Origin of the sequence: Nodosilinea sp. LEGE 06152, assembly GCF_015207525.1 — a bacterium.
Taxonomy (GTDB): Bacteria; Cyanobacteriota; Cyanobacteriia; order Phormidesmidales; family Phormidesmidaceae; genus Nodosilinea.
Window position 1 is genome coordinate 187552 of the sequence record NZ_JADEWR010000009.1, and the last position, 22354, is coordinate 209905.

12 protein-coding genes are annotated in these 22354 nt (G+C 57.6%); 10 read left to right on the top strand and 2 right to left on the bottom strand.

From position 1 onward, the window contains the following. Positions 1-121 precede the first annotated feature (121 nt). From IQ265_RS14090 to IQ265_RS14110, 5 genes are all read left to right on the top strand, one after another. The gene (locus IQ265_RS14090) at positions 122-1456 is read left to right on the top strand and encodes a hypothetical protein (RefSeq protein WP_228037885.1); all 1335 of its coding nucleotides are present in this window, start codon (positions 122-124) and stop codon (positions 1454-1456) included. Positions 1457-1460: 4 nt separating this feature from the next. Further along, complete coding sequence (locus tag IQ265_RS14095) at positions 1461-2648, top strand: DUF1822 family protein (protein WP_228037886.1); 1188 nt, start codon at positions 1461-1463, stop codon at positions 2646-2648. A 256-nt stretch (positions 2649-2904) separates the two neighbouring features. Then, positions 2905-5289, top strand: coding sequence for a CHASE2 domain-containing protein (locus IQ265_RS14100; protein WP_194054652.1), 2385 nt, complete (start codon positions 2905-2907; stop codon positions 5287-5289). Further along, complete coding sequence (locus IQ265_RS14105; RefSeq protein WP_194054654.1) at positions 5276-5992, top strand: hypothetical protein; 717 nt, start codon at positions 5276-5278, stop codon at positions 5990-5992. The genes IQ265_RS14100 and IQ265_RS14105 overlap by 14 nt, the downstream gene beginning before the upstream one ends. 271 nt (positions 5993-6263) lie before the next feature. Continuing rightward, positions 6264-10106 (top strand): filamentous hemagglutinin N-terminal domain-containing protein, encoded by a 3843-nt coding sequence (locus IQ265_RS14110; RefSeq protein WP_228037901.1) that lies wholly within the window; start codon positions 6264-6266, stop codon positions 10104-10106. A gap of 5 nt (positions 10107-10111) precedes the next feature. Here IQ265_RS14110 and IQ265_RS14115 read toward each other — a convergent pair whose 3' ends face one another. Continuing rightward, positions 10112-10897, bottom strand: a complete 786-nt coding sequence (locus tag IQ265_RS14115) for a DUF928 domain-containing protein (RefSeq protein WP_194054658.1) — start codon at positions 10895-10897, stop codon at positions 10112-10114. Positions 10898-11052: 155 nt separating this feature from the next. After that, complete coding sequence (locus IQ265_RS14120; RefSeq protein WP_194054660.1) at positions 11053-12945, bottom strand: CHASE2 domain-containing protein; 1893 nt, start codon at positions 12943-12945, stop codon at positions 11053-11055. 256 nt (positions 12946-13201) lie between these two features. Between IQ265_RS14120 and IQ265_RS14125 the strand changes: the two genes are divergently transcribed. The 5 genes from IQ265_RS14125 to IQ265_RS14145 all read left to right on the top strand — a co-directional run bounded on the left by IQ265_RS14125 (position 13202) and on the right by IQ265_RS14145 (position 22194). Continuing rightward, entirely contained in the window at positions 13202-17440 is a 4239-nt protein-coding gene (locus tag IQ265_RS14125) for a filamentous hemagglutinin N-terminal domain-containing protein (protein ID WP_194054662.1), read from the top strand. Between the two features lie 131 nt (positions 17441-17571). Next, complete coding sequence (locus tag IQ265_RS14130; RefSeq protein WP_194054664.1) at positions 17572-19260, top strand: ShlB/FhaC/HecB family hemolysin secretion/activation protein; 1689 nt, start codon at positions 17572-17574, stop codon at positions 19258-19260. A 171-nt stretch (positions 19261-19431) separates the two neighbouring features. Next, positions 19432-20052: a hypothetical protein gene (locus IQ265_RS14135; protein WP_194054666.1), complete on the top strand. Its 621-nt coding sequence runs from the start codon at positions 19432-19434 to the stop codon at positions 20050-20052. A 50-nt stretch (positions 20053-20102) separates the two neighbouring features. Then, positions 20103-20762 (top strand): response regulator transcription factor, encoded by a 660-nt coding sequence (locus IQ265_RS14140; RefSeq protein ID WP_194054668.1) that lies wholly within the window; start codon positions 20103-20105, stop codon positions 20760-20762. 532 nt (positions 20763-21294) lie between these two features. Next, complete coding sequence (locus IQ265_RS14145) at positions 21295-22194, top strand: calcium-binding protein (protein WP_194054669.1); 900 nt, start codon at positions 21295-21297, stop codon at positions 22192-22194. Positions 22195-22354: the final 160 nt, after the last annotated feature.

Sequence of the window (22354 nt, forward strand, 5' to 3'; positions counted from 1 at the left end):
CGCCTAAAAGGCATCAATCAGCGCCTTTTCAAAAATATTTTTATCCTTTCAACAGCAGTATCACTCTTTGGCTTTGCCCTCACCTATTCCTTTGCTCCAGTCGCAACTTAGCTGCAAAATCATGACGATATTTCGATACTGGCAACTTCTTCGCATCACCAGTGCAGGTGAGTGTCAGGCACATTTGCTGTCCCACGTGCAGGATTGGCTTCAGCAGGCCTTTGCCGACTCGCTCAGCGACACCGAGGCCCAAGCAAGCAATCTGCAGAAGGCGCTGCTCGATCGCTGGCGTTCGAAAACAGCCCAGGCCGACCTGGCGTTGCTCAGTTTGCGCTGCTTTGTCAGCCACCAAATCCGCGATGCCTGCCACCGTCTGGCGCAAAAATTTGGCCACCACTATGGCTTCACCACCGCCGAGCTGCTGGCAGTCGTGCTGGACGACGACGGGCGATCGCCCTCTCCCCATCGCCCCTTTACCCAGCAAATTTTGGAGAGCTACGACCCTGACAAGGCCGCCCTGAGCACCTGGAGCAGTCGGCTGACCTGCAACCACCCCGAGCTAGACCAGCTATTGCTACAAAAAGGGCTTTACCGGGTCAGCGATTGGGCGATTCTCAACGACACCAGCCTGGAGCAGGCGAAAAAGATTTTGCGCACCTTCCACCTGTGCAGCGAGTACGAAGTGACGGTGGCGGTAGCGCTGCTGGAGCAATATCAGCGGGTGTACTGCCGCGATCGCCTAGCCCAGCGCCAGAACAGTGGCCCCCGCCGCTGCCCGACCCCTACTGACAAACAGCTCAAAGAAATGGCCCCTGGGTTAGCTCCCAACACGACCCTCAGGCAGCTGCGCGATCTGGCCAGCCTGCTGCGCCAGTATCGCATCTCTGTGCGAACCGGCGGCCCCCATCAGCCCGAAGCCCCCGACTGGGAGCAAGTGCCCGATGCCACCCCGGTGCTCGACGAGCAGGAGGAGTTTTTGGCGGCGTTTCGGCAGGCGGTTCAGCAGGGGCTAGACGGAGCGATCGCCCAGGTGATTGCCGCCAATATTCACCGTCTTAGCCAAAAGAAAACCCCAGAAGACAGCGTTTACGTCCAGGGGTTGCACCGCTTCTACTGTCTGGGCCAAACCATTGGCGCTCTGGCCTCAGAGCTGGGTCTGGGCAACTTTGCCCGAGCCCGACGGCTGCTCGACCTCCAGCGGCTGCGCGCCGACGTGCGCCATCGGCTGATTCCCACCCTGTACGACCAGGTGCGGCAGGAGGCCGTTGACTACAGCTCCCCCGAACAGCTACACCAGCTCGATCAAACCCTGGAGGCAATTTTGGCCGAGCACATCGACAGCCTGATAGCCGAAGACGCCGCCGCCGCCCAAAGCCCCCACCGCTCTGGCCCCACCAGCCTGTTTGCCCAACAGCTCTGCGCCACCATTCACCAATTCATGCCCGATTCAGAGTAAGACCATGGCTTTTCCTACCTTCTATTCACCCGCTACCCTAAACGCTATGAACCCTTCCCCCGACCCAGTCGATTTTGAGTTTACGCCCCAGCGGGCTACCACCGTCACGCTGTCGAGAGAGGCGGTGAACTGGGCGGTGCAGATGGGCCAACAGGTGTCGGATGGGGCACAGCCATGGCCGACATTTTTGCGCGCTATGGCGCTGCGAGGGTTGCAGCATTGGCTAGAGGCCGGTGCCCTCAATTTAGCCCTCTACTACGACACCCATCAGCCCCCCACCCCTGGCGTTAACGGGCGAGTGGGCAACTACCGCCTCTGCCTGGTGGCCCAGGGCAGCCTCAGCGACGATGAGGTGGCTATCCCCGCCGCCACGGTGAACGACCCAGCGGGGTTTGCCCACCTCTATATATTGGCCGAGGTGCAGGAAGAGGTAGACCAGGTGACCATTTTGGCCGGGCTGCGGCGCGATCGCCTGCTCGCCCAGCAACACACCCTGGGCCTGGTGCCCCAAACCGACGGCACCTACCGCATCCCCATCCACTGCTTCGACACCACGCCAGAGGATCTGCTGCTCTACCTCACCTGCCTCAACCCGGCCCAGATCGGTGGCTCAGAGACCGCTCCAGCAGCGGCGATCGCCCTTCCCCAAACCCTTCCCCAGCCCGACCCAACCCGCGCCCCCATCAATGTCGGTCGCTGGCTGCGCAACCAGCTCGACGCCGTTGCCGACAGCCTGGCCTGGACGCTGATGCCGCCACTAGCCACAGCCAATGCCATGCGATCGATGAGAACACCCGTGGAGCAGCTCGAAGATATTCTGCGGAAATTGCAGCCCACGGGCGTCACCATTCCCCCCAGCGCGCGCGGAGCCTACACCGACCTACAGACCATGGGGCTACCCTTTCGCCTCTACGCCCTCACCTGGACGCTGGTTGAACCTCACCCCCCCGAGTGGACGCTGTTTTTGTTCCTAGGCCCCGCCCCCGGCGAACACCTGCCCCCCGGCACCCGCCTAATTGTGCGCGACGCCGCCACCGTTTTGGCCGAGCAAACTCTGGCCCAGGGCAACGAAGGCGGCTTTCTCTACGCCCAGGCGATCGGCACCTGGGATGAAGCCTTTACCGCCACCGTTGAACTGCCCAACGGTAACACCCTGAATTGGCCTCCGTTTGTGTTTCAGCCTGAGGGGTAGGCGGTGAGGGGTGAGCGAGTAAGGAGTAGGCGGGTGGATGGGTGGGAGGGTAGGCGGGTGGGCGGGCATGGCTGCGGGTGTAGACCTTGGCATGGCTGCTGCCAAGGCGGAGTCTCTCCCTAGCGTCATCCCCCTCCTAAACCGAAAGCCGTCCCCTCCCCTTCCACCTCATTTATCCCCCCTCCCCTCATTCATCCACCCATCCACCCTCCCACCCTCCCACCCATCCACTCCCCCACCCATCCACCCTCCCCCCATGCCCTACCGCCTCACTGTGCATAAAATCGACCAGAGCTGCCTGTTCGAGCTGGCCTGGGGTCAGGGGCAGCGGCTGACTGCTAGTCTGAGGTTTCCGGCGCAGCTTTTAGAGCTGTACGAGAGCTGGCGGCGGACTTACCTGGGCTATTACAAACAGGCGCTGCSRSRKCGACCTGGGGCGGTGGGCCAGGTCGCTGTGGAGGTCGATTGGCACAGCCAGCTGGTGCAGGCCGAGGCGCGGCTGCTGTCGGAGTTTCACACCTGGCTGAAGCACGGCGACCTGTTTGACCTGCGGGAGGAGCTGCGGCAGGCGGCCCAAAATCAGGGCGGTCAGGCGCTGTTTTTGACCTGCACGCCGCTGGAGCTGGCCCGGCTGCCCTGGGAAACCTGGGAGTTTGGCCCCCAGATGCAGATTGTGCGATCGCCCGCTACCATTCGCTCGGCTACGGGCGATCGCAGTCAGTTTCGCCGGGGCAAAGCGCGAGTGCTCGCCATTCTGGGGGATGAGACCGGGCTAAATTTTGCCGCCGAGCGCCGCGCCCTCAACGCCCAAAAGAGCTTGCTAAATATTCACTACCTGGGCTGGCAGCCGGGCGAGAATGCCGCCGACCTGAAGCAGCGCATTTGCCAAACCATTGCCGACCCCCAGGGCTGGGATGTGCTGTTTTTTGCCGGACACAGTAACGAGGAGGCGCTGCTGGATGGACAGATTGCCATTGCGCCCAAAACCGCTATTTCTGTCAAAGAACTGTCGCCTTACCTGCAACAGGCCCAGCAGCGGGGGCTGCAGTTCGCCCTGTTTAACTCGTGCAGCGGCCTGGATATTGCCCAGGGGTTAATTAATCTGGGGCTAAGTCAGGTCGTCATTATGCGCGAGCCAATTGATAACGACGTTGCCCAGGCCTTTTTGGTGCAGCTGGTGCAGCGCCTGGCCCATTACGAAAACGTGCAAGAAGCGGTGAAAGGAGCCTGTGAATTTCTCAAGCTGGCAAAGCACCTCACCTACCCCTCGGCCTACCTGTTGCCCTCGCTGTTTTATCATCCCCAGGCGGTGCCCTACCGGCTTCAACCGATGGGGTGGCGAGCGCTGCGGCGGCGATGGCGACCGACCCAGCGAGAGGCGATCGCCCTGGGAGCGCTGGCCCTGTTCAGCCTGCTGCCCCAGCCCCAGCAGTGGCTGCTCGATCAGCGGGTGGCGGTGCAGGCCCGGTATCGCGGCCTCACTGGCCAGGTGGTCGCCGGTACGACCCCGCCCGTGGTGCTGGTGCAGGTCGATCAGGCCACCTTTGTGCAGCAGGGCATCAGCGACTTTAAGCCCATCGATCGCGCTCTGCTGGCCGACATCATTACCCGTCTGAACGAACTCAATGCTCCGGTCATTGGCATCGATTACCTGCTCGACCTGGCCCAGGCCGACCACGATGCCACCCTCAACCAGGCCCTGAGCGAAACCATGGCCAACCAGGCTTGGCCCGTCTTCATCACTGTCCAAAACCCCGGTGGTGATTGGGCTGAACTGTACTCCCAGGTGGCTGACCCCTACCGAGTGCTGCACGGCGATGCCTGGGTGCCCCAGTGGCACATTCTGCCGCTGCGGAATGCGCCCGACTATCGTGCCCCCTTCAGCTACCAGCTGGCCCTGGCCCACCAGTTGAGTCAGCAATCGCGTCCCAACCGCCCCCGGCCCGGCCTCTCTGGCCCTCCACTCCAAGCCCAGGCGCAGGCCTACCTGAGAGAGCATGGCGATTTAGCCCCATCCCCCTGGGCCAGATTGCACCCCATCACGCATATGTCCTACCGGTTTAGGCAGCGCTGGTTACAACCCTTGCTCGATTTTTCGATTCCCCCAGAGCAGGTCTACAGGTCAGTTTCTGCTGCCGCGCTGCTGGTTAATCCAGAGGGTGAGGTGCCCCAACTCGACGGGGTTCGCCTAGAGGATGCGGTGGTGATTGTGGCAGCGGGAGGCTACTACGCTGCTGGGGTTGCCGCCGATGGCGACGACAATCTGCCGATGCCCCCGGCCCTCGGCTACTGGTTTGGGCAACAGGGCGACAGTCGCGTGGATTTGACCGGTGGCGAAGCCCATGCCTACATGACCCACCACTTTTTGACCGACCGACTGGTGGTGCCCATCCCCGACCTGTGGCTGATTTTAGTCGCAGCCCTGGGGGGCAAGGCCCTGGCTCTGTATCTCAGCGATCGCCCCAAGTTTGGGCGAGCCAGTCTAGGGGCGGCCCTGGGCACAGCCACAGCAGGCTACGGCTGGCTGAGCCTACAGCTTTACATTGGCGGAGCGGTGCTGTTGCCCTGGCTGCTGCCGTCGCTAATGGTTTGGAGTTACGCACTACCGCATTTTAAGGAGGCTAACCATGAGCAACAATAACTGGATCTTGGCCGGGCTGATGACGGCGGCAATGGCGAGCAACCTGGGGCTGCCGGTGGCGATCGCCCAACCCGCCCCCGAGCCATCCCTGGCGTTTGAACAAGTGTTTGACTTTTTTCGCGGCGAGGTGCGCGATCGCCGCCGGGGCCAGATCAGCGGCTCTAGACCGGTGAGGGGGGGCGAACTGCCTTGTCTAGTTAACCCTGGCGACAGCGAAACTATCTGGCACCAAAAGCCGTTGTTTGTGCTGCGGGGAGACATAGCTCAGATTGAGGTGCAGCCCTTGGGTAACGCTGCCGCACAACCCTGGAACGCCGCACCAGCTGCAACCGAATCGGGCTTATTAACCGCTCCCTACGACGGCGAGCCGCTGCGGTTAGGCAGCCTCTATCAAATGCTGATCTATGAAAATCAGCCGATCCTTGGTCCGGTGCAAACGGTGCAAATTCCCTTTCGGGTGATGGCGGCGGGGGATGAGCGCGATCGCATTGCCGCCGATCTAGAGCAAATCACTGCTGAGCTGACCCATGAGCAGGCCAATGCTGAGGCGATCGCCCAGGCCAAAGCCGACTACTTCCTCAAAAACGAGCTGCCCGCCGACGCCCTACACATCCTTTTCACCGTTGAAGCCCCCTCTGAAGAACTGGTTGCTGCCCGCGAAGCACTAGCCTCTGACCTTTGCAGTGAGGAGTTACAGCCCTAGCGCACGCCATCCCTATTATCCGTCCAAACCGCTGGTGTAAGCGGCCTCACCAGTAGCGACGAAGTCTGTTTACAGAGGTTCTCGATCGTTAAGAGTGAGCCGGATTCAGCTTAAGCCCGTGGTAGGGTTGCCTTGAACTATGCTCTAAACCGCATCTATGGCTATTTTTCCTGCTTTGAGCAAAGCCTTACTGACAAGGTCACTGCCGCTGACTACGACCCTGGTTTTGCTTGCAACGGCAGGAGCAACGCCCCTAGCCCAGGCGCAAGTTATGCCCGACGCCACCTTGGGAAACGAGGCGTCTACCGTAACCCCTAATGTGCCGGTGCGCGGCAGCGAAGCCGATTTGATAGAAGGCGGTGCCCTGCGCGGCAGCAACCTGTTCCACAGTTTTCAAGAATTTAACGTCGATGCTGGGCAGCGGCTTTACTTCGCCAACCCAGCGGGGGTCGAGTCAATTCTCAGCCGTATTACCGGGGGCAACCCCTCGGCGATTTTTGGCACCCTGGGGGTTGATGGCGCAGCCGATCTGTTTTTGATCAACCCCAACGGTCTGGTGTTTGGCGAAACCGCTACCCTCGATATCCAGGGCTCGTTCTACGCCAGCACTGGCGAGGCCATCCCTATAGGCGATGGGGTCTACAGCGCCACGGCCCCCGAGCAAAGCACCCTGCTCACGGTGAACCCCAGCGCTCTATTTAGCAACTATCTCAGCGAGTCATCTGGCAACATCGTAAGCCGAGCCCCCCTGGCCGCGGGCGAAAACCTCATCCTGGCCGCCAACCAACTCGACTTGCAGCGACAGGTAGCAGCAGGCGGCGATTTAATGCTGCTAGGCAATACCGTGCAAATTCGCGATGCGGTAGATGCCCCGTTTGTGGGGTTCGCTGGGGGCGATTTGCTGGTGCAGGGCAACGAGCAAGTCGATATTGTGGCCCTCAGCCACCCTGACAGCGGGCTGTATAGCTATGGGGATATGGTGCTGCGATCGCAAAACCCCGTCGGCGGCGATGCCCACTACTGGAGCGGCGGCAACTTCACCGTAGAAACCCTCGACGGCAGCGGCGGCAGCCTCTACAGCCCCATCGACCCCATCATCCGCTCCCTGGGAGACGTATTTTTTGAAGTTTATGTAGGCAGTTCGCTCCATATCTTAGCTGGTGGCTCAGTTGCGTTCGACACGGCTGTTATCACAGATCCTGACCCTGGAGTTTTGGGAATTGATTTTTTACAAGAAACTATTACTCTGTCAGATAGCACAGTAGTGCAAGTGGATGGCGGTGCCCAACCTACACTAGACGTGCGAGCTGGTGTTCGTCCAGAATTTTTGGGAGCGCCACCGATAGAGTTGTTAACAGGCTTTGATATTGCTACTGACGCCTTTGACAATCTCTTTTTTGAAGACGTCCCGTCGAGCGCAAACATTATTGTCGGCGACGTTTTGATCGCAGCACCTAATGGCTTGGTGCTGCTAACCAACCAATATCAGCCCAATACAAATCTATCTGGGAGTGATATTTCAATTGTAGGCGGGAGCATCTTTAGCGACAGCGGCATTAATGTAAGCAGAGCTAGTGACCAGGGCGGTGCTGTTTATCTTGATGCTCGTGGCGATGTCTCTATCATTAACAGTTTTATTGATACTTCCTCGGCAGGAGACGTGGGTAACGTAGTAATTAATGCCAACAGCACGGTTCGATTAGACAGCACCAATAACCGTTTCACTGGAGTTTTTGTGAACCTGGTGACTGGGGAAGAGGGTGTTGGCGGCGATATTCGAATCAATGCCACCAATCTTGAAGTAGTAAATGGAGCACAAATAGGCACAGTAGTTTCAGGCCGAGGCCAGGGTGGTAACGTTGAGTTAGCCATCCGCGATACCGTTCGTCTTGTAGGCTCTAATCCAGCTACTGGTATACCTAGCAGCATTTTGAGTAGTGTCGTTCCTACAGGCGAGGGCAACAGTGGCAATATTCAAATTACTGCTAGGAATCTTGAAGTTTTAGATGGAGCACGGATTGGTACAGGTATTTCTGGACTAGGAAATGCAGGCAATATAGATTTAAATATCTCCGAAATGGTTCGCCTTGCTGGCTTTAATAATGTTAGTGCTGATAACAGTGGAGTCTTTAGTATTATCAATACATCCGGAGAAGGAGTAAGCGGCAATATTCAGATCACTGCTGGCAATATTGAGGTATCAGATGGGGCTCAGATTAATACCTCAACCTTTGGATCGGGGAACGCGGGCAGTGTGATTTTAGAGACAACAAACTTGACCAGCTTTATTGGGTCTAATCCAGTTAGTGGTAATCCTAGTGGAGCTTTTAGTAGTATTGAATCCACTGGAAATGGAGTAGGAGGTAATATTCAAGTTACCGCTAGAGTCCTAACTGTACTGAACGGAGCCGTGATTGATGCCTCGACTCTTGGTGTTGGAAATGCAGGCAGCGTAATTTTAGATATTGCTGGGCTGGCCCAATTTGTTGGCGCGGATACTATGGGTCTTCCTAGTGGGGCTTTTAGTCGTATTTACCCCGGTGGAGTAGGAGCAGGAGGCAACGTTGAAATCACAGCTGGTGCTCTAGATGTCTTGGCTGGAGCATTGCTCGATGCTTCAACTTTTGGCCTAGGGAACGCAGGCAACGTAACCTTAAACATCACTAACCAAGCCCGCTTTGCGGGTTCTGGCTCTATTGACGGTATCGCTAATGGAGCATCTAGCAGCGTACAACCAATGGCAATCGGGGCAGGAGGCAATCTGCAAATAACAGCTAGTACTCTCGAAGTTTCAGGAGGATCAACACTGAGCGCATCATCCTTCGGTAGTGGGAATGCAGGCAGTGTTACTTTAGATATTAGTGAGCTAGCGCGCTTTGTCGGCATTGACCCGATTGATGGTAGCCCTAGCGGTGCTTCTAGCAGCCTTGAATCGACTGGGGAAGGAACAGGTGGTAATCTTCAAATAACTGCCAGTACCCTCGAGGTTTCTGGCGGAGCAACCTTAAACGCTTCAACTTCTGGAATTGGTAATGCAGGCAATGTCACTTTAGATATTACTGAACTCGTGCGTCTCTCCGGTTCTAACCCGTTTGACGGCAGCCCTAGCGGTGCCTTTAGCAGCATTGAGCCTACCGGAGAAGGCGCTGGAGGTAACGTTGAAATAACGACTAAAACTCTTGAGGTTTTAGATGGGGCACAGATTGGGTCTTCGACTTTCGGAGTAGGAAATGCAGGCAACATACTTCTAAATGTTACTGGGCTAGCTCGCTTTGTTGGCTCTGACCTATCTAGTGGAGTGTTTAGTAGCGTTGAACCAGGTGGAAATGGTAGAGGTGGTAACGTTCAGGTTATTGCTGGCAATGTAGAGGTTTTAGAAAATGCTGCGCTAGCAGCAAGTAGCTTTGGTTTTGGCAATGCGGGAAATATTATTTTGCTGATCCCTGGGGGGCTGTTGGTAAGTAACGGCACCATAGCAACTAATTCACAGGCTGCATCAGGTGGGCAAGTTAGTATTCAGGCGGGTCGGGTTCTTCTCAGAAATGATGGAGACATTCAAACTTTCGTCAATCAGGGAGCCGGAGGTGGTGGCAACATTACGATCGCATCCAATTTCCTCATTGCCCTCGAAGACAGCGATATTCTGGCCTTTTCTGCCGATGGCCGGGGTGGAATTATTGACCTCAGCCGCACCACATTCTTTGGGCAAAACCCCAGCATTGCAGCGCGTAATCTAAGCCTCAATGAACTGCTAGATTTAGACGGCAACGATCGCGTCGATATCAACGCCACAGGCGGCATCGAGTCAGGGCAAATTTTTGTGGGCGATGCCACCTTTGTCGAAAACAGCCTGACGGCCCTAACCGATGCCATTGTCGATACCAGCGCCCTCACCGCAGGGAGCTGCATTGCCCGCAACGAGAACAGCCTGGGCTCTTTCGTCGTCACAGGCCGTGATGGGTTGCCTGCTACCCCTGGCGATGGTGGCATCTCGGCCTATCCCACCGGCACGGTACGCACTCTGGATGAATCTACCGCCACCGTCATTCAAGAGCCCGATGGCGTGTATCAACTCCCCAACGGTCGCCTGGTGCTGGGTCGGGCTTGTAACTAAACGCTCTACTCTTGCTCGGCCAGGTAGCTGAGGCGATCGCTAAACAAAGAAATACCATCGTTGGGGTTCAAAGCCTCCTGCTCGGCCAGCTCCGCCAGCAGCTCGCGGCGGTAGGTGTCGGCCTCTGGGGAAACTGGAGCCTCCGACAGTAGGGCGATCGCATCGTACCAGAGCCCCGCTGCGATCGCCTGCTCGGCGCGATCGACCAGACTGCCCTGCCCCACAGCAACCCGATTCGAGGCGGTCACCACCTGCAAGTCGGCCTCATCCAGCGCCACCTGGGAGGGTCGGCCTGGGTTGCACAGCAAAATTACTTTCCAGCGGTAGGTGCTGCCCACCGCTAGCGCGGGTTCGTCCTCAGGCAGGGTAAACGACTGGTAACCGGGCTGGCTGTCTCCCAGGTTGAAGGTGTTGACCGGCGTGAGTTCATCACCCTCAGCCGCCGCATAGCGATAGAGCTGAAGCTGCATTGAGTAAGGGGTTTCGTCGGGTACGTACCAGACCAACGTGGGACGAGTCGCCGCCGTTGCGCCGATGTGCGCCTGGGGGGCCAGCGCCGTGAGGTTGATGGGGGCGGTGCCATCGCAGCCGCCTCGGGTGCCGCCCCCCACGGTGCGGCGGGGGGCACGGGATGTGGGCGGCGGCTGATAGCCTCGGCGATTCGAGCTTTGAGCGATCAGAAGGGGGCTTGGGGCCACCTGATTGCCCCAGCTGGGGTTGCCCACCGATAGAAAAACACCGGTTAGGCTGCTGACCGTCAAAAGTGCCGCCGCGATCGCTGGTTTGTGCATCCCTAATTACCCTTCTGTAGGTGTGCCCCTAAGATTAAAGGAGCGGCCTAGCCAATGGGCAAAATTTTGCGCCAGTTCATCGACGCTTAACGGTCACAGGCGTTGCCGGTTTCGGCAAAGGGCGCGGCTTGGGGCAGGGTTTGAGTCTCGTCAACTCATCGATTCAATCCCCAAAACCCCAGACGGTGCGGCTTCACCAAAGGCCATCGCAGCTCGCAACAGGTGCCCGCACTGCTAAACTCGCGCTTAAACTGCCCTTTCAATCGCTGAGCCAGTTGTTTGGCCTGCCGGGTGCCCCAGCCTGTACCCGCCGGAGAGGCCTCAAGGGAGTACGGTCCCTGGCCGTTGTCGATCACCTGAATCAGGTTTTCGGTGTCGGTGGCTTGGCAAACCACCGTCAGGCGGGTCACATTCACCCCGTGCTTGCCCACATTCAGCAGGGCCTCTTCTAAAAACTGGCGAAGCCCCTGCTGGTCGTCAGCGGAAAGGCCCAGGGTGCTGAGGGGTTCAAAGGTAACAACCTTGAGCTTGAGCGATCGCAGCCCCGGAAAGTCTGGCTCGCCCCGCTCCAGGGTTGTCGTATAGGTTTCCCATAGCTTTTCGTGCAGAGGAGCGGACTGATCGCCCCCTGGCAAAGCAACGGCGGGCAGGCTCTCGCGGATATCGCGCAGCTCTTGGTTAAGGCGCTCCAGTTTGGGTCGGGCCTCGGCCCAGGAGACTGGGTCGGCCTCCCGCAGCAGCAGGGCCAGGGTTTGCAGCGGGCCATTGTGAATGGCGCTATAGGTTTGGTCAATAATTTGCTGGCGCTCGGCAATGCGCGATCGCAGGGTTTGGTCATACAGATAAAACCCCGGCAGCACCAGCCCGTTGACGCTAAACACCACCAGCGTCGGCACCAGCGGTATCCACCAGCCCCCCAGCCACAGCAGGCCAAAGCTTACCCCCACCAGGCCTAGACCAATCAGGCCCATCGTTAGCAGGTACCAGGAGGGCGACCTGACTCCCCAGATCAGCACCGTGCCCATCCCACCCCACAGCACAATCCACAGATATTCCAGGCCGTCGGGCCAGGGGCGCAGCAGGGGGCGATCGTCTAGCACCGCACTGACCAGCTGACTGGTAGCGTGGGCCTGCATCACCACCCCATACACCAGCCCTGGACTATCGGTCGCCACCGCCGCCGAGTTGAGAAAATCCTTTGCGCTCGACGAGGTGATGCCCACCAGCACAATGGCATTCTCAATCCAGGTGGGGTCTACGCTGCCATCGAGCACCTGCTGCAATGACACCCGCCGAAAGGGTTGAGGGCCACTGCGCCCGTTGAGCAGCACCTGGTGCCCCCCTGCATCGGCCCCTACGTAGCCGCCGGTTTGGGGAGAAATCTGAGAAAATTCTGTCGAGCCAAAGCGCATGGCCCAGGGGTCGCGTCGGCCATTTTTGAGAGTCAGCCCCTCCGCCTGCAAATAGGTCTCGGCCAGCCGCAGCGCCAGGGAAAAGCGAAACTCTCCCACCGCATTGGGCGATCCCAGCAGCGCCCGGCGCACAAATCCGTCGTCATCCTGGGGAAAGTCCACAAACCCTACCTGCTCAGGGGGCAGGTAGGTCGGCCCCGCCACTGGCGGATTGCTCAAAATATTCTCAATGGCGATCGCATAGGGCAGGGTGTCTAGGGTTTCGACCAGGGCTGCGTGGCCCGGCTCCACCGCCAGATCGCGGTAGATGTCGATGCCCACCGCGCGGGGCCGATGCGCCGCCAGGGTTTGCAGCAGCTCGGCCAGCACCCCGTCGGGCACCGGGTAGGTGCCCAACCGCTGAATATCGGCCTCGTCAATGCCAACGATAAGCACCCGCTCGTCGGTGGCCTCAGCCGGTCGCCAGCGCAGCAGCTGATCCAGCATCTTCAGCTCCAGACCCTCAAACAGCCCCAGCAGCCGGGCACCCACCACCAAGCCCAGCACCACCACACCGGGCACCACCTGCCGCCACGGCATTTTCCCTGCCGGGTAATGGCGCTGCCAACTGTGCCGAACTTCGTCAAAAGGTTTCATAGGGCCAAGGAATTAATGACGGTCAGGACGGGTGATCACCGCTAAGCCAAGCCTACAAAACCTTAGCGCTAGAACGTTGCAGAGTTACGTTAACCCGCTTGCTGAAACCTACGCAATGTCAGGTTGAGTGGGAGCAGGTTCACCTCCAGATTCATGTCTCAACTCAGCAACGCCACCACCCGCTGATCCCAAAGTTTGACCGTCGTAAAGCGGAGACAGGTGCTAAAGTTTGGGTGCTTTTTCTCTGTCCTTGGTTATGCCCCACTCTACCCTCCCTGTTTGCGGCGTGTTGGTGTTGGGGGCGATCGCCACCCTCGCCGCCGCTCCCCCCACGTTGGCGCAGCTCGTGCCCGACACCACCTTGGGGGCCGAAAACTCAACGGTGACCCCCAGTGCCCTAGTGCAGGGAAATCTCGTCGAACTGATTGGCGGCGGCGCTGTGCAGGGGGGCAACCTGTTCCACAGTTTTTTGGAGTTCAACGTGGACGCCGGGCAGCGGGTCTACTTTGCTAACCCCGCTGGAGTCGAGGCGATCTTTAGCCGTGTCACCGGGGGCAACCCGTCAAACATCTTTGGCACCCTGGGGGTCGATGGCACAGCCGATCTGTTTTTGATGAACCCCAACGGGCTGGTGTTTGGCCCCAGTGCCCGGCTAGATGTGCAGGGAGCGTTTACGGCGACGACGGCTAGCGCCATTCAGTTTGGGGAACAGGGTAGCTTTGACGCTGCCGATCCAAACCCGCTACCGATTCTTACCGTTGACCCCTCAGCCCTCTGGTTCAACCAACTAAGCCAGGGAGCGATCACTAGCCAAGGAATCCTCGACGTCGAGGCTGGGCAAAATCTTGTGTTTGCAGGCGGAGATCTTACGCTAGATGGCAGCATTTTAAATGTAGGTTCTGCGGCTGGAGGCCGCATTGAGCTGGGTGCTGTAGCTGGGGAGGGTGCCGTGGCATTTGCCCCAAACGGTGGCCTGGTTTTTTCAGAGACCTTGGGACGGGCCGATATTTTGATCGGCAATGGTTCAGCGCTGGATGTCACCGCTAACAATGGCGGCAGTATTGCCCTTACGGGCCGCAACATTACTATTTCTGGCAGTCAGCTGAGTGCGGGTATTCCCCCTGGGTTGGGCACTAGCCAGAGCCAAAGCGGCAACATTCAGATCAGGGCAACTGAAACTGTACGCATTGAGGACAATAGCCTAGTTAACAACGTTATTTTTGGCAATGCGATAGGCAATCTTGGCACTATTGAAATTGAAGCTAACAACCTCACCGCTCGGCGATCGCAGATTAGTGCCAGCACCATCGGTTCAGGTAATGCCGGTAATATCAACATTCGGGTTGCGGAAAATATTTTTTTAGATGACGCCAATGTGTTTAGTTTGGGGGGGCGAGGTGTTACTGCTAACGCAGGAGATATCAACCTTGAAACCACCAATCTTGCGCTGGTAAACGGGGCACAAATTAGCGCCAGCACCTTTGGGGTAGGAGCCACGGGCAATGTGGTAGTTAATGCTCGCGATCGCGTTAGTCTAGACGGGTTTCCTAGCGCTATTTTTAGTTCTATCTTTGGCAGCTCACCGACACCAGGGGGCAACATTGAAATTACGGCCCGAGAGTTTTTACTCACCAACAGTGCCAAGCTGGATACGAGCGTTAACGGCCAAGGGGAGGGCGGTGATGTCATCATCAATGCTCAAGACGGGGTAATTATTGATGGCATTCAGTCGGGCAGGCCAGGCAGCTCGATTTTTAGCACTATTGAAGAAGTTTCCTCTGGTACTGCGGGGGATATTCGCATCAATACTGGTTTTCTGGCGTTGACCAATGGCGGCAATATTCAGTCACTGGTGCGCGGCCAGGGAGATGCTGGCGACATTCGCATTCAGGCCCGCGACTATGTGGTTTTAGATGGCTTTGGCATTCAGAGCGTAACAACTGTTCCCGGTGGTCAGGTGCTCAATATTATTGCCAGCGCCATCTCAAGCGGCGTTACTAACAATGACGGCGCGTCAGGCAACGGCGGTAACATTACCATCCAGGCTGAAGACTATATCTCCCTCAGCAACAATGCAAGAATTGAAAGCAGTATTGAGCTAGAGACAGCGATCGGTAATGCAGGCAACATCACTTTAGAATCTGGTTCATTCCTGATGGATGATGCGCGTATCGACACGACCACCGTTGCCCAGGGAAATGCGGGGGAAGTTACGATTAATGCCCGCGATCGCGTATCGATGGATAATGAATCTCTAATACTATCTTCTACGAGCGGTAGGGGCAATGCAGGCAATATAGACATCAAAGCTGAGGGCACTGTGGCCCTTAACAATGATTCAGTTATTTTTAGTACTGTAGAGCGGAATGGTCAGGGCTCAGCGGGCAATATTTCTGTCAACTCAGGCTCACTACAGGTAAGCAATGGTTCTCAGTTTCTTACGGCCACCCTCGGCGAAGGAAATGCTGGGAATGTCTTGATTTCTGTCGCAGATTCAGCAGTATTTAACGGAAGAAGTCCTGGTGATTTTTCCAGCGGCATTTTTGCGTTTGCAGGAGAAGAAAGTATCGGAGACGGAGGCGACATTCAAATTGCGGCTCGATCGCTTTCTCTGTCAGAAGGTCAAATAACAGCTGTGACATCAGGAAACGGAGATGGAGGAAACATCTTACTCGATATTCAAGAAGAAACAGTTTTAGATAACGAAACACTTGTTTCAACAGCCGTGTATACTGACGCCAGGGGTGATGCAGGTAATATTCAGGTAAATACCGGAACGCTGACCGCCAATAATTCTGGAGCATTTGAATCGGATACTGATGGGTTTGGAAACGCAGGTGACATTACGCTAAATGTTCGCGGTGATGCCCAGTTTTCTGGTGCTGTTATCATTGGCAATCGAATTCGTCCAAGCGGGGCCAGCAGTTCTGTGAATAGAAACGGAGTAGGGGATGCTGGAGCCATTCGGTTGACTGCTAATTCAGTGTCTTTGACTGATTCAGCTGCTCTGCAAACCAACACCCTTGGCCAAGGAAATGGTGGCGATATCTTCGTAGAGGCAGCCAACCAAGTTTTTCTAGATAGTGCCAGGCTGGCTGCCATTGTGGGCGACGGAACAGGTCGATCTCTCATCGGCAGGGGGGATGGTGGCACCATTCGCGTTCAGGCTCAGGATTTATCTTTAGTGAATGGTGCACAGCTTCAGGCCAGTACTTTTGGCAACGGCGATGCCGGAAATATTGAGATTGATGCGGCAAATACGGTGTCTCTAGATGGCGAAGTTCTCGTTCGGGATGATGATTTTTTGCGCAGTGCGTTCTTTAGCATTGTCGGCATCACCGGCATTGGCGCAGGCGGCGATATTTTGGTGAAGACAGGAACGTTATCAGTTACCGAAGGGGCTGTTATTAGTTCCGCTACCGTGGGCCGTGGGCCAGCGGGCAATATTCAGGTGGAGGCCCGCGATCGCCTCGTCGTCGATGGCTTTAGCACGCAATCGGGCTTTCCCAGCACCCTGCAAACCTCTACTGAGTTACCGTTTAGTGGGCAGGGGGGCGACATTGACCTCTCCGTCGGCCAGCTAGAGGTGCTGAATGGTGCGCAGGTGCTGGCCACCAGCTTGAACCAAAGCCCAGCAGGCACCGTGCGAGTCAATGCTACCGAGGGCATTCTGGTTGCTGGCGGCAACCCAACCTTTGCCGCCCAGGCAGCTCGCAGTCCAAATATTAGAAGGCTCTTTGTGCCCCAAAGCGCCATTTCGGTGCGCTCCAGTGCCGAGGGCGCAGCGGGCAACTTGATCATCGGTGACCGGGGCAACACTCCGCGCCTGGTACTCGACGGCGGTCAGCTAATTGCCGAGTCGGCAGCGGTCGATGGCGGCAACATTGTCATCGACCTGAGCCAGGTGCTGCTGCTGCGCAACGGCAGCCTGATCTCCACCACGGCGGGCACCGCCCAAGCCGGGGGCAACGGCGGCAACATCACTGTGCGATCGCCTTTCATCGTCGCCATCCCCAGCGAAAATAGCGACATTCGTGCCGATGCCTTTGCCGGGTCGGGGGGCAATGTGTCTGTCACCGCGCGGGGCATCTTTGGTATTGAACCGAGGCTCGAGCGCAGCCCCCTCAGCGACATTACCGCTACTTCAGAACTGGGGGTAAGCGGGGTGATTGCCGTCGATACGCTCGATACCAGCTTCATTGAAAGCAGCCTGACCCCGCTTGAAGATGCTCTGGTAGACACGGCGGCCCTGACCAGCGGCAGCTGCATTGCCCGCACCGAGCCGGGGCTGGGGGCGTTTACCGTCACAGGCGGCGGTGGGCTACCGCTCAGCCCTGGGGATGGAGCGATTTCAGCCTACCCTACCGGCACCGTGCGTACCTTAGACGAATCCGCAGTATCCCCGATTCAAGAGCCAGACGGGGTGTATCAACTGCCCGATGGTCGCCTGGTGCTCAGTCGTCGCTGTGCCGATCGCTCAGCCCCCAACGGCTAGAGGCCTAAAGCGCAGATCGCCAAATTGGCCGGTTTCTCCATTGACTCTGCGATCGCCCCGTTGGATAGTTTGAGCCGCAGGGTTAACTCCCCATGCCACCGTCGGTTTTGTAATCAGAGGCGCTAGTTGTGATGCATCTACTTCGTGCTGGGCTGTGCGCCCTGATCGTGGTGTTGGCCCTCGACCAAGGGGGGCAGGCCCAGACCCCACCGCCCAGTTTGCCCCTGCCCGAGCCGACTGAGCCCAGCCGACCCGCCCCCCTCAACCCGCCCCTGCCCGAGCCGATTCCGCCGCAGGAGCCGCTGCTGCGACCGGAGCCTGCCCCCGAGGCCAGTCCCCCAGGGGGTGAGCTGGTGTTTACCGTCAACCGCATTGAGGTGGTGGGCAACACTGTTTTGGCGGATGAGATTGCGGCTTTGGTGGCACCTCTGGAAGGGCAAGCCCTATCACTGGCCGATTTGCTCGGGCTGCGCACCGCCATTACTGAGCTGTACCAGAGCAACGGCTACGTCACCTCCGGGGCCTTTTTGCCCACCAACCAGGATTTGGGCAGCGGGGTAGTGCAGATTCAGGTGATTGAGGGCGGGGTCGAGACCATTCAGGTGAATGGGTTGGGGCGACTGCGCGAGGGCTATGTGCGCGATCGCATTGCCCTGGCCACCCAGTCGCCCCTGCAAATAGCCCAAATCGAAGACGCCCTGCGCCTGCTGCAAATCGATCCCCTGCTGGAGCGCGTCGATGCCGAACTCACCGCTGGCAGCCGACCGGGGCAAAACATTTTGATTCTCGACGTGGCGGAGGCCGACCCCCTATCGGCAGCGATCACCCTCGACAACTCTCAGTCGTCGAGCATCGGGGCCTGGCAGGCCGAGGCCCAGGTGCAGCACCGCAACGTGCTGGGTCTGGGGGATGCTGCCAGCCTGCGCTACGGCCGCACCCAGGGGCTAAACCTCTACGAGCTGCGCTACGGCCTGCCCCTCAACGCTCGCGACGGCACCCTGCAACTGCGCTACGAGAACGCCAGCAGCCGCATCGTCACGCCCCAGTTTGTCGATGCGGGCATTCGCAGCAACAGCCAAACCCTGGCGCTGAGCCTGCGCCAACCTCTAAGTCGCTCCATCAGCCAGGAGTTTGCCCTGGGCCTGGCCTTTGATCTGCGCCAGAGCCGCAGCTTCATTCTCAACGACATTCCCTTCTCGTTTTCGATCGGGCCAGAGAATGGGGTGGCGAAGGTGAGCGCTCTGCGGTTTTCCCAGGATTGGCTGGCGCGAGATCTGCGGCGGGTGGTGGCGGCGCGATCGCAGTTTAGCCTCGGCCTTGGCCTGTTTGATGCCACCGTCAACGACACGGGCACCGATGGTCGCTTTTTTGCCTGGCTGGGCCAGTTTCAGTGGGTTGAACGGGTTTCGCCCAACCTGCTGCTGGTCAGCCGCGTCAACGCCCAGCTCACCCCCAACTCGCTGCTGCCCCTGGAGCGCTTCAGCGTCGGCGGGCAAGACACCGTGCGCGGCTACGCCCAAAACCAGATCGTCACCGACAACGCCGTGGTCGGCTCCGTCGAGCTGCGCATTCCCCTGTTGGCCGACCCCAACCAGCTCTTGCTGATTCCCTTTGTAGACGCGGGCACCGGGTGGAATACATTGACCGAAAGTCCTACCCCCTCGGTGCTGCTGGGTACCGGCCTGGGGGTGCAGTGGCAGCCCATCCCCGACGCCAGCCTGGGTTTCACCTACGGCATTCCCCTGATTGGCGTACCGAACCGGGGCAGCTCTTGGCAAGAAAACGGCTTCTATTTCACCTTTACCTATCAGCCGCTTTAATTGGGCGTAAGCGAAAGGGAATGCCCTGTCCCATTGCAGAGAACCAGATTGCAGAAAAGTGCAAGGTCTCTGGCTGCAAATGCGGTTTAATTCTGATTGAGTCGCCCTAGAGTAGAGAGCAGAGAGCAGCTAGGGAATTCGTCTCGGCTGGCACAGCGAGGGAGAGCTTGTTTGACAAAGCTTGTGAAGCCCGTTATCGACTCGGCTTGGCTATTGCGCTGGTGGCACCGGCACCAGGCCCAGTGGCTAAACCGCGAAGCCGATGCCATTCGCAATGGTCTGCTGCAAGACCTGTTTGCGGTGCGGCGGCAGCTAGAGCTGCTGCCCAGTGGCGGTGGTCTGGCCACCGTCGAGCACCTGTATGAGGCACTCGCAGACCTGGGCAATCGGCTCAGCTCGCCCTACCTGCACGACTCGCTGCCCTTGGCGATTCAGCAGGCATTGGCAGACTGGCCGCCCCAGGTGCCTGCCAGAGCAGAGCTGCCTGGCCAATGGTCGGTCGAACCGGTCGAGCACACCCTGCTGCTGCTGGCCGTGTTAAACCACCTGGGGCAAGCTCTGGCGGCTCAGCCCAACCAGCCCCAGCTCTGCGTTGTGAGTCTCGCCGAAGGCCCCGATCGCAAGCGGTTGACGGTCTCTGTTGACTACGCGATCGCCGTTCCGCCTGCCCTGCTGGATCTCGATCAGTCGGAGGCCTGGATGGCTTACCTCACCACCTTTGACCTGTTTAGCCAGGGTCAAGCTAGCTCTACCTACGAAGCCACCACCCTGCGCTGGACCTTTGACTGGTAGCGGTTCGCCGCGATCGCCCCTTGAATTTGTTGCTGCACCTCTCTAAACCTATGACTACTTCCCAACGCCAACAGCTGCTCGTCGTCGATGACCACGATGCCGTGCTCAGCGGCACCGTCAGCGCCCTGCAAAAAGACTACCCCGAGGCCGATATTCGCACCGTGCGCACTGCCGACGAGGCTGCGACCAGTGTGGCGACGGTGCTGCCCGCCCTGCTGGTCGTCGATCTGTCGATTCCAGAAAAAGTGGGGGCACCGTCGCTGCCCGAGACCGGCATTGGCCTGCTGCGATCGCTCATGCAGCAGCACCCCGACCTCAACATCGTGGTGCAGAGTGCCCATGTCAAATCGCTGGTGCGGCTCAAACCGGCGATCGACGCCCATCAGGGAGGCTTTACCATCGTCGATAAAAGCCTGCCTCTGCACGAAATGCTGACCAAGGTGAGCTGGGCCATGCAGGGGCTCATCTACACCCCCAGAGACATGCGCAGCGGCTTGGAGGTTAAACCCGAGTGGCTGAACGTGTTGCAGCTGGCGTTTAAAGAAGGGCTGCAAGACAAGGCCATCGCCGATCGCATGAATGTCTCAGAACGTACCGTGCGCCACTACTGGAGCAAAGTGCAGGATGCCCTGGGCGTCTACCCCGACCCCGGCAAAAATATTCGCATTCAAACCGAAATTCGCGCCCGTGAGGAAGGACTGATCGACTGAGCAATTAGGTGTTGCCGAATTGAATTTGGGTAGGAAAAAAACGGCTGTTTTTCTTTACGAGAGACGTTGCAGTTTTGATTCATACCGAATCCTGCCTGACTACCCTCGATTGGTAGAAACATTGCAGTGCGACGTCCCTATGGGGAACCTGTTTTAAATCGGGGTTTCTTATGGCGGATTTTGTACCATACCTGCATCCAGCAGTGCCAGCGATCGCATATTTTCTCATCTTTACCTGCTGGCAATAGTAAGCGACCTCAATCAGCGGCCCCAAATGGGGCCGCTTTTTTGTTCTGTAGTTTTCGGCAACCTACCTGGTGGGTTTAAGTCATTTCATTGGCATTTATACCTCCTGATTGGCGAATACAAAGGCTCTATTCTAAAAACCATAGAGAGCAAAGAAATTCAGCCAAGGTTCTGAATCAGGCATCTCTTTAACTGTCATCAAATGACCGCATTGACTTCTGTCAAAGTTGTGCAAATTCAACTGAAAGCGGCTTAATCGTTCCACTCTTATTTTTTGGAGAAACCCATGGCTATTATCAACGGCAGTGTTTTTGGTGATGTTGTGACTGGCACCATTGGCAACGATTCGATTGCATCCTTTGGGGGCAACGACTACATCTACGGCAGCTTTGGCAATGACTTAATCAAGGGCGGTTCCGGCATTGACACCGTTGACTACAGCATGCTGGGTCAGCCTATCACCCTGGGGGCTGGTGGATTTGTCGGCAAGGGAGCGGCTGGGGTTGATCAGATCGTGTCTGTCGATAACGTTATTGGCGCGACCGGTCAATTTAATACCATTGATGCATCTACGGGCAACAGCGGCATTGTATCGATTAGCGTCGATCTTTCTATTAATAGCCTGGTGGTTAATAACATTCCTGGTATTGGCACAATTGGGCTAGGGGTACAAAATTTTATTGATGTAATTGGCACCACCCAAGACGATTTTATTGCCGGTGATTTTCAAAACAATATTCTGGACGGCAACAGCGGTGATGACTTTTTGTTTGGCAACTCCGGCAACGACCTAATATTTGGCGGCAAGGGCAGCGACATTGTCCTGGGGGGCAGCGGCAGCGATACGCTAATCGGTGGTTCTGGCAACGATTTCCTCAATGGCTACGGCTTTACTCTAGGCGAGTTTGATGTGCTTGAGGGCGGTTCAGGGGCCGATGTATTTGCCCTCGGCGATGCCAATGGTCCCTACTACCTCGACAATGGTTATGCCACCATCACCGACTTTAACTACCTGGAGGGCGACAAGATTCAGGTTACGGGTAGCGCTAGCAATTACGGCATCGCGTTTCAGAATTTTTCTGGCGGGTTGGCCACCGATACGCTGATCTTCTTTGGCGGTGATCTGATTGGCGTGGTGCAAGATACGGCAAACGTGGTTCCCAAGTTTGATTTCATCGCCGCCTAGGGCGGGGCGATCGCGCTAATTTTCGCCAATGCTTTCCTCTCTAGCAGTGCGGTCGCTCCGCGTTGCTAGAGTTTTTAACGTTTATAGCCCACCGCCTTGGCTCCTGAGCAGAACACCTGGATTGGGTGCCCTGCCTGAGATCCTCTGGTACCCTGGGCTT

Bases quoted from the DNA above. Each gene is read 5' to 3' on its own strand.
- IQ265_RS14090 (WP_228037885.1), top strand. From the start codon at position 122: ATGACGATATTTCGATACTGGCAACTTCTTCGCATCACCAGTGCAGGT.
- IQ265_RS14095 (WP_228037886.1), top strand. From the start codon at position 1,461: ATGGCTTTTCCTACCTTCTATTCACCCGCTACCCTAAACGCTATGAAC.
- IQ265_RS14105 (WP_194054654.1), top strand. From the start codon at position 5,276: ATGAGCAACAATAACTGGATCTTGGCCGGGCTGATGACGGCGGCAATG.
- IQ265_RS14110 (WP_228037901.1), top strand. From the start codon at position 6,264: ATGCCCGACGCCACCTTGGGAAACGAGGCGTCTACCGTAACCCCTAAT.
- IQ265_RS14115 (WP_194054658.1), bottom strand. From the start codon at position 10,897: ATGCACAAACCAGCGATCGCGGCGGCACTTTTGACGGTCAGCAGCCTA.
- IQ265_RS14120 (WP_194054660.1), bottom strand. From the start codon at position 12,945: ATGAAACCTTTTGACGAAGTTCGGCACAGTTGGCAGCGCCATTACCCG.
- IQ265_RS14125 (WP_194054662.1), top strand. From the start codon at position 13,202: ATGCCCCACTCTACCCTCCCTGTTTGCGGCGTGTTGGTGTTGGGGGCG.
- IQ265_RS14130 (WP_194054664.1), top strand. From the start codon at position 17,572: ATGCATCTACTTCGTGCTGGGCTGTGCGCCCTGATCGTGGTGTTGGCC.
- IQ265_RS14140 (WP_194054668.1), top strand. From the start codon at position 20,103: ATGACTACTTCCCAACGCCAACAGCTGCTCGTCGTCGATGACCACGAT.
- IQ265_RS14145 (WP_194054669.1), top strand. From the start codon at position 21,295: ATGGCTATTATCAACGGCAGTGTTTTTGGTGATGTTGTGACTGGCACC.